Raw genomic sequence first — 12,341 nt, 5'->3', positions numbered from 1 at the left:
AAGTCGAGGTTATATTTTTTCTATAGAAAGAAAGATTACTTTCTTAATGATTTGATACGAGCTGCTTTACCAGTTAAGTTACGTAAATAGAACAACTTAGCTCTACGTACTTTACCATAGCTGTTTACTTCTACTTTCTCGATATTTGGAGAACCGATAGGGAAGATACGCTCTACACCCACACCATTACTAATTTTACGAACAGTGAAAGTTTCGTTAGCACCAGCGCTGTTGCGTTGAATAACTACACCTTGGTAAATCTGAATACGTTCTTTATTACCCTCGCGAATTTTATAATGAACACTTACAGTATCTCCAGATTTAAAAGAAGGAAATTCTTTTTGAGTGCTTACCTGTTCTTCTACAAATTTTACTAAATCCATGATTTTAAGCTATTAAGCCGATTTTTATATTGTTTAAAATCGGACTGCAATATTAGGAAATTATTTTTAGAAATAAAAGCGAAATTTCAATAAAATTTGATAAATCGGTAATTAGTAAATTAGCTATTGATCAAATCGTCTAATTATCGCATTATTTCAACAAATCTGGGCGGCGTTGCTGTGTGCGTTTTAGCGCTTCTTCATGGCGCCACTCGTTAATTTTTGCCTCGTGCCCGCTTAACAAGATGTCGGGAATTTTATGCCCACGCCAATCTGCAGGCCTGGTGTAAACAGGCGCATCTAACAACTCGCCCTGAAAACTGTCAGACAATGCCGAGGTTTCATCATTTAAAACCCCTGGTATCAATCTAATAATGGCATCTACCAATACGGCAGCAGGCAATTCTCCGCCCGAAAGCACATAATCGCCAATAGAAATTTCTCTGGTTACATAAATATCTCTAATACGCTGGTCTATTCCTTTATAATGCCCACATAAAATGATGATATTTCCTTTAATAGAAAGCTCGTTGGCAATGGTCTGATTTAGCGTTTCTCCATCGGGGCTCATGAAAATAATTTCATCGTAAGTGCGCTCTTGCTGTAGTTTTTCTATACAGGCAGCAAACGGCGGAATGCTCATAACCATACCGCTACCACCACCGTAAGGGTAATCGTCTACACTTTTTTGCTTATTGGTAGCATAATCTCTGAGGTTGTGCACCACAATTTCTGCAATTCCTTTTTTTTGTGCTCGCTGTAAAATAGAATGGGCAAACGGACTGGTAAGCAAATCGGGCAATACAGAAATAATATCAAAACGCATGGCGCAAATATACGGCTTTAATGGCATTTTAATAGCTACTAACCCGACAAGCAGTAGTTAACTATTTTTAACTGAAGAATAATTTGTTGTTGCGATAATCTCAACTATATTTGGTTAACCAAAAATTGGTAAACCAAATATAAGCTTCATGAAATTAATCAGTTACTTTATAACAGGGCTGCTGTTAATGCAATTTGCTGTTTCGGCACAAACTGCAATTAAAACATCATTCGAAAACCCAACCTACACCATTGGAAGCATTAATTCTCAAAACCTGTGGACCGTAGTTAGCGGAAATGCAACCATCAGCAATGCTAAAGCACAAACCGGTCTTAATGGTTTAAATTTTAGCAACAACAACAATGCACTGGCGGTTAATTTTATTCCGTATAGTGGCACCGTAACCGGAATTAGAGATGTTTTTTATACAGACATGTGGATTAATCCTGTTTCTTTTACCACGAAAAGCACATTTTTAACGGCTTGGGATCAATATGGTGGCAGCTTAAAGCGCATTTACGTGCTTGAGTTAACTGTTGACAATAAAATAAAAATTTCTAACGGTGGCACCCAAGTTGAAATTGGTACTTGGCAGGCAAATACTTGGTTCCGAATTTCTATTAAAACAGATTTAGTTGCCGAGAAATTTAAAGTAGCTGTTAATGGCAACCTTAATGCTACCGAATTTGCTATGAGGGAAGCCTATACCCCAACAGCAAGTGGTATTAGGGCGGCAACAGTTAAAGAGTTTCACTCCTTACGTATTAACCATACAACGGACACACAGGTTGCCAGTTCTGATTTTACTATAGACGATCTATACATTGGCAAAAACCCAATTCCAGATATTTCATTTCTACCATCGCCCACGGCCAGAATTATCAATATAGAGCAGCCCAATTACGGCACCATTTCACTAAACCCGTCGCAAGCCAGCTATCAGGTAAACGACCAAATTACAGCAACATTAAGTTTACCACAGGGCTATAAAAACAACGGCTGGACTGGAGATTTGTCTGGGACAGAACTTACCAAAACTTTCAATATTACCAACAATATGGTTGTTGGAGCCAACGTTATTGTTGACAATACTGCCCCTCCAGCAGAATACGCCGTAACAATTAACCAACCTACCAATGGCAGTATTACCTTATCTCCTGCCCCTACCAATGGCAAATACCTGAGCGAAACACAAGTAACGGCTACCATTACCACCGATTTTTGCTCTCAGTTTAACGGCTGGACAGGCGATTTAAGTGGCACTCAAATTACAAAAACCTTTACCGTTACTGCCGATATGTCTATAGGTGCCGACGTGGCAATAAACACCACCCCCGGAATTACCCGAACCGTAACCACGGTAATCGAATTTAAAGCTGCTTTGGGCGCCATGAACCCCGGAGACCTTATTTTGGTAGAAGATGGCAGCTATGATTTGAGCAGCCTAACCATTAATCGCTCTGCGTGCCCTAACCGACCTATAATTATTAAAGCCAAAAACCAAGGCCAAGCTATCTTAAATGGAGCAACGGCACTGGTTTTAGATGGCTTGCAGTATGTAACGCTTCAGGGATTTTCTTTTAGAAGCGCCAATGTAGGAACAGGTGTAAAAATGCTGAATTGCAATAGGGTTAGGATTACCAGAAACAGCTTTAAGCTAGACGAAACCAATATCAATTCTTGCAATTGGTTGTACATTGGCGATACCTTTGGCAGTACCGCCCCGCTAAGATCTGGCAACAATAGAATTGATTACAACTCTTTTGAAGGAAAAACCAAATCGGGCAAGTTTATTCTGTTAGATGGCAATATTAATCAGCAAACCCAGCGAGACACTATAGCTTATAATATCTTTAAAAACAACGGCCCCAGAGAAGAAAACGAGAAAGAAACCATACGCATTGGAGTAAGCACCCTTTCACAAAGCAATGGCTATACGGTAGTAGAATATAATCTTTTCGAAGACTGCGATGGCGATCCGGAGATAGTTTCGGTAAAATCTTTTGCCAATACGGTAAGATACAACACTTTTAGAAGGTGTTTAGGAACAGTTTGCCTACGCCAAGGAAATAATAGTATTGTAGAGGGAAATTACTTTTTTGGGGAAGGAAAAACAGCCATTTACACAAATGAAAACGGCAATTCTAGTGTAATAGGAGCAGGCGGCGTGAGGGTGTACGGCAAGAACCATAAAATATTTAACAATTATTTTTCTGGCCTAACGGGAAGTATTTTTGATGCGGCCATTACCATTACCAACGGCGATGCTTACAATGTGGCTAACCCAACAGATTTGGCCAAACACTATGTACCAGAAAATGTAGAGGTGGTATTCAATACTTTCGTGAACAATAAATCGAATATTGAAATAGGTTACAAGTACGACAAAGCGCCTATCAACTGTTTAATTGCCAATAACATTGTAAAAGAAAATACCACGCAAATTGTTACCGCTTACAGCCCGCAATCTTTGGCAGGCGTTAGTTTTAGCAATAACATTATGCATGCCACCAATACGGCCACAATTGGCATTTCGGCATCAAATGCGCAAATTACAAACATAGATCCCTTATTAGAACAGCCTGCTTGTAATGGCACAGATTGCCAGCAACAAAAAGCATACGAAATACTGCGATTAAGCGCTACTAGCCCAGCTATAAATGCAGCCACAGGAACTTTTAACTATGCCAATGTAGATTACGAGAACCAAAATAGAATTGGCGTAGCTGATATTGGCGCCGATGAATACGACAGGAACACTGCGGTAGCTATTAGCGCTCTCGATGAGAATAACGTTGGACCAGACGCCCTACCATTTGCTTACAGTTATTTTAACGTATTGCCTATAGCTTTGGTTTCTTTCGATGCCGCCTATGTAAACCAACAAGTAGAACTAAAATGGGTAGTAGCAAAGCAAGAAAATGTAAAACGATACGAAATAGAGTGGCGCACAGATTTTTCGGATTTCAAAACCGTTGCAGATCTAGTTCCAGTAAATGGACAATTGGTTTATAAAACCAAACACTCATCGCCAACGGCAGGAAATAATTATTACCGCCTAAAAACAGTAGACGAGAATGGAGATATCGAGCTATTTAAGGAAAAAGTGGTAAACGTGTTCAGCACTCAATTGGCAAAAGTTTACCCCAACCCAACCACAAAAGAGTTTACATTAGATTTTGGATACACACCAACTAGCACTCTTAAAGTTAAAATGATTAATTTACTTGGAAAAACGGTGTTGGAAAAGCTTAGCTCAAATGCTGCTTCTTGTCAAATACCTATTGGCTCGCTAGCGCCAGGAATGTATTTTGTACAATTTTTAAATGCAGAAAAGAAAATGATTTCGCTACCTATTGTAATTGCTCCTTAAACTAACTCATAACCTGAGTTCGATTATTATTTGTTTATTTTACAGCATTATTTAAACTTATTGAGTTCGCCGACCCTGAAATAAATTCAGGGTGACGGAAAATTGGCGGTTCGTCATGCTGAATTTAGTTCAGCATCAGTTTTAAAAGTTAATAATCAATGGGTTGATAATCGAACTCAGGTTCATAAATTAATTGTGGAGATGGGCGCTAAGCTGTTTGTTAACAGTAGGCTTTATAGATAATTGCAATAGACAAGTTGTTTGCTATGTTGCAACCTATTGTTACCAGTAATACTTAATGCTTTATTGTATTTGCTAACTACGGATTAAGATAAATATCCAATAAACCTTCGGGTAAATCTAAGGTTAAGATATTTTCTTCGTCGTCTATCTCTACAATAAAATCTTCATTTAACGGGAAAAGAATATCGGTATTTTTATAATGTACAGTAGCTACAAATTGTTGTGGATACTCATTTACTTCGATGATTTCTCCTAGTTCGCCCAAAGTTTCATCTACAGCAATGAAGCCTTTTAAATCTGTATAGAAAAATTCGTCTTCGTCTCGTTCTGGCTTTTTACTGAGAGGCAAATAGGCTTTTTCTTTACCAAAGGCTGCGCTTTGTCTATATGGTCAACATCATCAAAATAGAAAAGACCAGTTTTGTTATCATACAGTTTATGGCTAGCTACGAAAAAGGGCACCATTTTTCCGTTTACTTCTAAAAACAATACATCAAGCTCCAAATCTTGGTAATCTTCAAACTCGAAAAACAGCTGAACCTCGCCTTTTAAGCCTTTAGTTTTGGTAATGTAACCGATGTAAAATGATTCGTCTTTAGTCATGCTAGAAAATGTGATGATTGATTGATGTGATAATTGGCTAATTACCACATTCGGTTAATTAGTTAATAAAAATAGCGTCCCAATCAAGATCGGGACGCTATTTAATTTTGAAGTAAAGTGAATTACTCAGCTTTATCTTCTGCTTGAGTTTCTTCAGCAGGAGCTTCTGTTGCTGCCTCAGCTTCTACCGCTGGAGCTTCTTCAGTAGCTGCTTCTTCTTCTACAACTTCTTCCGCAACTGGTGCGTTTTTAGCTGCAATAGCTGCTGCTCTGTCTTCGTTTTTCTTAGCTTCTGCTGCTAAAGCTGCTTTACGAGCTTCTGCTTTAGTGTTTGCTAACCCTTCTGTTTTACCAGAAATTTTGCCAGCTTTAGTTTCTAACCAAGTAGCAAATTTAGCATCTGCTTGTTCTTGAGTTAAAGCACCTTTTCTGATACCACCTTCTAAGTGTTTTTTGTACAAAACACCTTTGTAAGAAAGGATAGCACGAGCTGTGTCAGTAGGTTCTGCACCGTTAAGTACCCAAGTTACTGCTTTATCGAAGTTAAGTTCGATAGTTGCCGGGTTAGTGTTTGGGTTGTAAGAACCTAAACGCTCGATGAATTTTCCATCTCTTGGAGCACGAGCATCTGCTACTACCACGTGGTAAAAAGGTTTTCCTTTTTTACCGAATCTTTGCAATCTGATTTTAGTTGCCATTCTTTTTTATAGTTTATGTATTCAACATAGTTCCCGGAACTTCGTGTTGCGGGGCTGCAAAAGTAAACAATATGTTGGTAATTAGCAAACTAGGTTTAAATTTTACACCAACACACTAACTTAAATACAAAATATTCACAAAAGATGGGATATGCCCAAGCAACTAACCTCCCCTGCCCCTAAATTTTCTATATTTTGTCGACCAATTTTCAGCAACTCTTTTCCCTAAAATCCAATTGGCAACTTTACCTAAAAAAGTATAGTTATGATCTATCCAAGACCCAGCAAAATGATGAATACAATAGGTATTTGGAGTGATGTTCATCTTTAATGTTTTCCAGCTTTTAGGATAGAAATATTCGCTTGGGTAAATGGTGCAATAACCCGTTACTTTTTGATAAGTATTATTGGCCAAAACTCCTTTTTCTTTACCAAGATGATCGGTCATCATTTCGGTAATGGGGTTCACATCTAAGCTCCCATCGGTCTTGTAAAAACTCTTTGTATGGTAAAGCGACAATAAATTGCTAACCCACTCGCCATTTTTTACACTGCCAATCACCCCTGCAGAAACCAGCTGATCTTCGAAACCTGTAAAGGCAATATCGGCCAAAAACTGATCTGGAAAAGGCTTAATAAACTCCACATCGGTATCCAAATACAAGCCTCCAAACTCTTTTAACACGTACAAACGACAAACATCAGACACGAAAGCAAATTTTCTTTCTTTATAAGCATCGGCGGCGTATTTATAGCTGCCAAAATCAAAGTTGTCTTCGTTCCAAAGCTTAATTTCATACTCTGGCAAGAATTTTTTCCAAGATGCCAAGCAATCGAGCGCCAATTTTGGCATCTCTCCTCTCCCAAACCAACAATAATGTATAATCTTAGGTATCATGAGCTTAATTTTTGTTTTTTAGGTTGATGTATTTAAAACATTTTCTTGCTGCGATATTTCTTAGACCAAGCGTTCGCAATTCTTTTACCCAACAAAAAATTAGCCACCTTGCCTATCAAACTTTGTTTTTTATGTAGCCAAGACCCCGCAAAATGGTGGATACAGTAGGTATTAACCGTTTGCTTTATCTTTAAAGTTTTCCAGCTTTTGGGACAGAAATAATCACTTGGATAAATCACACAATAGTCATCCAGTAAGCTTGAAAGGTGTTGTTAATTTGGACATTTTTCTTTGTCTTCATAAACTCCGTGATGATCTCCGTATTGGGATTAACATCATGGCTACCATCCTTTAAATAAAAACTTCGATTATCATAATAAGGCAAAAGATCATTGATCCATTTTCCATCTTTTTCACTTCCCATAATCGCAGATGAAAGTAAGAGGTTATCTTCGAAACCAGTAAAGCCTTTATTACTTAACATTTCATCATCTAATGGGCGTAAAAATTCCACATCGGTATCCAAATAAATGCCACCCATATTTTTGAGCGCATACAAACGGCAAACATCTGCCACAAAAGCAAACTTTCTTTCCTTATAAGCCTCCAACGAAAAACGATACATATTCACATCGAAGTTTTTTTCGTTCCACTCTATAATTTCATAGGCCGGCAAATGCTTTTTCCAAGACTCTAAACACTTGAGCGCCAATTCTGGCATCTCTCCGTTCCCAAACCAACAATAATGTAAAATCTTCGGAATCATATCTTCACTTTTTGTCTTACTTTTCTAAAAATATCCCCTCTGGTAGTACTATCAAAATTCATAAACAGGGTAACTACCAGCAACACCAACCCAATAGCCATGCAGTTAACAACAAACATTAACCAGGTATCTACCGCAAATAAGTTAAGCTGTTTCCAGCCATAGCTTAAAGCAATTAATAATGTGAAACCTGCCAGTCCTCTCACCATCTTTTTAAAGAAATACCACCTACTTTCTTGCAAGCAGTAAGCGGCATATAAAGGAGTAAAAGTGAGGTGGCTTAGCACACCGCTCACTAAAGCGCCAACAGGTATAGCATATACGCCCAGCGAACTGTATTTACATAAAACAATTACCAAAACAAAGTTGAAGATAGAGATGAAAATACCCCAAAAAGAGGCAATTTTGAGCTTATTGGTAATCACAAAAACGTGATAAACGGTTTCTACTGTGCCATGTACAATAAAAGGCACTAAAGTAATTACCGATAAAATATGTAACGCATGGGCATCTTGCGTAGGCAACCACAGCCTAAAAAACACTTCTCCATAAACAAAAAACACCGAAAGAGGCACCAATACCACTAAGAAAATAGCTTTAAACGAAAGGTCTAAAGTCTTCTTAAGCTTATTCATGTCGCTATTTGCATAAGCTTTAAGCATTTCTGGCAAAAATATGGGTACAATAATTCCTAAAAGGATGTAGATAGCGTTAGGTATAAATTTAGTTAGGGATAGAAAACCCATACCAGAAGCACCAAAAAAATGATTGGCAATTAGCAAGTCTAACTGCGTATTTACTACGTTTGCCATGGCCATTACCGAATTCCAGATACCAGAACCCACAATTACATAAAGTGCACTTTTAGAGAAAAAAGACCAATCTATTTGCACCTCGGGAAGCAGCTTTTTAGTAAGCCTGTAATTGGCAACCAACATGTAAAGTGCCGTGGCTGCCGTGGTAACGCCCAAAAAGTAAATTTTAGGCGTAAAAAAATAAAACAGCAGTATAATGGCTCCTAATTTTAATACATTAGAAATGATATTGATCAATGCCAATTTATCGAACCTGTTTAAAGCAAACGCCGTTACCTGAAAAACAGCAGAAGAAACATTGATAACCAGACTGAAAAAGATGAAGATGAAGAGCAGCCTTACATCGTAAACCAAATTAGCGGGTATATCTAAAACCTGATCTATAAATAAACAGAAGATGGCACTTACTACTGCAAAACCTAGAGAAATAATGATGTTTCCAAAAAGAACAGAATTGAAATAGGTATTTACTTCTTTAATGTCTTTTTTCTCTAAGCTAATGGTAATGTACCTGCTAGACATAGAGTTTAATGCCGTTGTAATGATACCCGCATACATTACAAAATTGTTAGATAAAGGAAAAAACCCATAGGCTTCTTTACCTAAATGCGCTACAATGTAAGGCGTTAAAAAAAAGAAATTCCAACGCCAGACAGCGCACTAAAAAAGTTAGAAACTAGGTTAACAACAAAACGCCTTTTATCCATATAATTTGACACTAAAGTACGTTTTATGCTTAAATTTAGAGCTATTTGTGATAAAATATGTTATTTTGAAGCAAATTCAAAAACTAAACATCAAAATTGGAACCATTAGTAAGCATTATTACTCCTTGCTACAACTCAGCAGAATTTATAAAATTGACCATTAATTCTGTATTGGCGCAAACCTATACCAACTGGGAATTAATTGTTATCGACGACAAATCGAAAGACGATACCTGCGAAATTGTTGAAACTTACACCGAAAAACACCCTAACATAAAGCTAATTAAACTAGAAAAAAATGGTGGTGTGGCTAACGCTAGAAACATGGGTTTAGCAGAAGCAAAAGGAAAATATATTGCCTTTTTAGATAGTGATGATATTTGGTTGCAAGAAAAACTTGCGAAGCAGGTAACTTACATGGAAGAACAAGCATTACCTATGACCTTTTGCGCTTATAACCGAATTGACGAGGCTGGAGCAATTATTTCTAGCAAAATCGAAGTTCCCAATAGTGTAAATTATCGTCAACTCTTATCTCACAATGTGATTATCTTCTCTACTTCCTTAACCCTAAAAAGTGCAATTGGAGATACTAAATTTAAAAAACTAGGCCATGAAGATTGGGTTTTTTGGCTCGATATTTTTAAAAAACCTTTTAGTGGATATGGCATTAACGAGCCCTTGGTGCAGTACAGAATAAGAAAAGGTTCGGTATCTTCTAACAAATTAAAAGTAATTGGTTTTACTTGGAAAATCTATCGAGAAAGTGAGCAATTAGGATTTTTTGAAGCAGCTTACCATTTCGTTAAATATGCTTTTGCTACCGTTTGGAAAAGATTGAAGTAGGCTACTTGATCTTGTAGCCCAAGTATGTACTGTTTTTACCATGGGTAAAGTTCCACCACAAGCCTTTCAAAGTGTATTTGGCTAGCTCGGGTTGTCTTTGCAGCAAAAACTTTAACACCGCCTTTGGGCAAGCAATTAAAGTAAAGTAAACCGAAAACAAAACGGTATTTAACCAACCCGTATTTTTTCTAATGAACAACATTCTGTTACGGGTGTTGAAATAAATTTTCAAAGGACTGGCCTTACCCACGCTAATCGACTCTTTGTGATAAACATGAGTTTTACCAGTAAACCAAATCTGTTTGCCAATTCGCATAAACTTTTCGCACCAATCTAGCTCTTCGTAGTACAAGAAATAATTTTCATCCATTAAGCCCGCCTTTTGTAAATCCGTTTTACGGCACATTACCGCAGCACCGTGACAAAAACCTGTTTGGTAAGTTTGGTCATCAAACTGACCTGTGTTTTTTTCGAACTGGCCTATATAGGCATTACGTGCTAGCAAATAATTCATCGGCGTAAAACCCGCATATTGCACCACATCTTTTTCATCAAAATACAACAGCAGAGGCGATAAAAGCCCAATTTGATGATTTGCTTCCATTTCTGCAATCATCGTTTCTATACAACCCGCTGGAATTTCTGTATCGTTATTAAGAAGAAAGATGTAATCGCCTTTGGCTTGTTTAATGCCCAAATTATTACCACCTGCAAAACCTAAATTTTCTTTAGATAGGATGTATTTGATATTGCTAAAATACGGCTGGAAAATCAATTCCCTGTTTTTCTCGGCGCCGTTATCAACAATAATGATTTCAACTTCTGTTGGCGAATAAGATTTGGCCACAGATTTTAAAAAATCTATAGTAACCTCTGCCTGATGAAAATTGACGGTAATAATTGAAGTTAAATTCATGGTGTTATAAAATCAGCCACAGATGCACAGATAATTTAGGCAAATAAATATGTGTATCTGTGGCTATTTGAATCATTTCACAGTTTCAATCGCTTTATAAATCTCCTCCACATTCTTTTCCCAAGTATGTGTATGGGCAAAAGCAATACGTTTATTTGCTAAATCTGCGTTATTTTCAGTTAAAGCTTGTTCTGCCAATCTTACGTAATCTTCTTTAGTTTCTGCAATGTACACATAATTTTCAAAAACGCTCATAGCTTCGGTTTTAGTAGCTAAAGTTGGTTTGCCCATTGCCAGATATTCGTCTATTTTGCGAGGATAATTACCAATTGTTAACGGATTTAATGCTTGCGGATTTAAACAAATATCGAAACCTTTAATGTAAGCTGGCAAGGTTTCGGGCTTCTGAGGGCCCAAGAAATAAACATTCTTTAACTGATGAAGTTTGCTTGCTTTAAAATCGTCATCTTCTGGACCGACCAAAACAATACTCCAATTTGGCTTTTGCGCTGCCAAATGGATCAGAATATCCTCATCTAAACGGATGGAGAGCAAAGCACCAACATAACCTAAAATCGGTTTCGGAATTTTGGTTAAACTTTCGGGAACCACCACACCATCATCATTTTTAAAGATGGTTAAATCGCAACCTTGCCCCACATAAAAAGAATTGGGATTGTATTTTCTACAATAATTGGCCAAATACACCGAATTAGCCACACACAAATCGCTTTTTTTAATTAGCTCTGGTTCTAAGCTTTTACCATGTTTGCCCCAATAAGGCGTAGCCAAAAGATTGTCTCTAGAATAATAGATGCTGGTAGTTGGGCTTAGAAGTTCTTTTAAATGATAGCTTCTAAACATATCACTATCATTAAATAGAATGAAATCTTTAAAATCTAAACGTTGTATGGCTTTTTTGATTGATTTTGCAAACCTTTTATTATTGATTTTATTAAAGAAACGAAAGATTGCAGTTGGCATCCAATTGATGGACTCATTAAGCACATCAGGATAAAAGACCCATAAGTTTGGCTTAATTTCTTCTAAACCGTCTTCTTCACCCTTAATTACACGCATTCGCTTTTGTACGCCTTCAGTAGCTGCTTGTTGAAATTTAGTTCTACGATCTAGCGGAGCATTGATATACAGCACCCGATTAAGCTTACTAAACTCTAGAGCAATATCTTTACAGTTACTTCCAATTGGAGTATCCCAAGGCTGTTGACCAACTACAATGATAGCTCTGTTTTCGATAATAGCCATG

The 12,341-nt window shown here is 37.4% G+C and carries 12 protein-coding genes; 2 read left to right on the top strand and 10 right to left on the bottom strand.

Features of this window, described 5'->3' with window-relative positions; genetic code table 11:
- Positions 1–35 precede the first annotated feature (35 nt).
- Both rplS and trmD read right to left on the bottom strand, forming a co-directional pair.
- Positions 36–383, bottom strand: a complete 348-nt coding sequence (gene rplS / locus OVA16_RS06895) for a 50S ribosomal protein L19 (protein WP_324288562.1) — start codon at positions 381–383, stop codon at positions 36–38.
- Between the two features lie 151 nt (positions 384–534).
- On the bottom strand, positions 535–1,209 hold the full coding sequence (gene trmD, locus OVA16_RS06890) for a tRNA (guanosine(37)-N1)-methyltransferase TrmD (protein WP_267764424.1): 675 nt from the start codon (positions 1,207–1,209) through the stop codon (positions 535–537).
- Between the two features lie 148 nt (positions 1,210–1,357).
- Between trmD and OVA16_RS06885 the strand changes: the two genes are divergently transcribed.
- Positions 1,358–4,582, top strand: a complete 3,225-nt coding sequence (locus tag OVA16_RS06885) for a chondroitinase-B domain-containing protein (protein ID WP_267764423.1) — start codon at positions 1,358–1,360, stop codon at positions 4,580–4,582.
- Positions 4,583–4,901: 319 nt separating this feature from the next.
- Here the strand turns inward: OVA16_RS06885 and OVA16_RS20035 are convergent, their stop codons facing one another.
- The 6 genes from OVA16_RS20035 to OVA16_RS06860 form a co-directional block, all read right to left on the bottom strand.
- Complete coding sequence (locus OVA16_RS20035; protein ID WP_324288561.1) at positions 4,902–5,174, bottom strand: hypothetical protein; 273 nt, start codon at positions 5,172–5,174, stop codon at positions 4,902–4,904.
- Positions 5,117–5,428 (bottom strand): hypothetical protein, encoded by a 312-nt coding sequence (locus tag OVA16_RS20030; protein WP_324288560.1) that lies wholly within the window; start codon positions 5,426–5,428, stop codon positions 5,117–5,119. The genes OVA16_RS20035 and OVA16_RS20030 overlap by 58 nt, the downstream gene beginning before the upstream one ends.
- Positions 5,429–5,550: 122 nt before the next feature.
- Positions 5,551–6,126, bottom strand: a complete 576-nt coding sequence (locus OVA16_RS06875; RefSeq protein WP_267764421.1) for a 30S ribosomal protein S16 — start codon at positions 6,124–6,126, stop codon at positions 5,551–5,553.
- 163 nt (positions 6,127–6,289) lie between these two features.
- A complete protein-coding gene (locus OVA16_RS06870; protein WP_267764420.1) occupies positions 6,290–7,024 on the bottom strand; it encodes a glycosyltransferase family 32 protein in 735 nt (244 codons plus the stop codon).
- 235 nt (positions 7,025–7,259) lie between these two features.
- Positions 7,260–7,790 (bottom strand): glycosyltransferase family 32 protein, encoded by a 531-nt coding sequence (locus tag OVA16_RS06865; protein ID WP_267764419.1) that lies wholly within the window; start codon positions 7,788–7,790, stop codon positions 7,260–7,262.
- A complete protein-coding gene (locus OVA16_RS06860; protein ID WP_267764417.1) occupies positions 7,787–9,163 on the bottom strand; it encodes a lipopolysaccharide biosynthesis protein in 1,377 nt (458 codons plus the stop codon). The genes OVA16_RS06865 and OVA16_RS06860 overlap by 4 nt, the downstream gene beginning before the upstream one ends.
- A gap of 245 nt (positions 9,164–9,408) precedes the next feature.
- On the opposite strand from OVA16_RS06860, the gene OVA16_RS06855 reads away from it, so the two are divergent.
- The gene (locus OVA16_RS06855) at positions 9,409–10,158 is read left to right on the top strand and encodes a glycosyltransferase family 2 protein (RefSeq protein ID WP_267764415.1); all 750 of its coding nucleotides are present in this window, start codon (positions 9,409–9,411) and stop codon (positions 10,156–10,158) included.
- A 1-nt stretch (position 10,159) separates the two neighbouring features.
- On the opposite strand, the gene OVA16_RS06850 is transcribed toward OVA16_RS06855, so the two are convergent.
- Both OVA16_RS06850 and OVA16_RS06845 read right to left on the bottom strand, forming a co-directional pair.
- Positions 10,160–11,074, bottom strand: a complete 915-nt coding sequence (locus OVA16_RS06850) for a glycosyltransferase family 2 protein (protein WP_267764414.1) — start codon at positions 11,072–11,074, stop codon at positions 10,160–10,162.
- A 72-nt stretch (positions 11,075–11,146) separates the two neighbouring features.
- Positions 11,147–12,340: a glycosyltransferase gene (locus OVA16_RS06845; protein ID WP_267764412.1), complete on the bottom strand. Its 1,194-nt coding sequence runs from the start codon at positions 12,338–12,340 to the stop codon at positions 11,147–11,149.
- Position 12,341 lies beyond the last annotated feature (1 nt).

Source organism: Pedobacter sp. SL55, from assembly GCF_026625705.1.
Taxonomy (GTDB): Bacteria; Bacteroidota; Bacteroidia; order Sphingobacteriales; family Sphingobacteriaceae; genus Pedobacter.
This window is presented reverse-complemented; position numbering and strand designations above follow the sequence as displayed.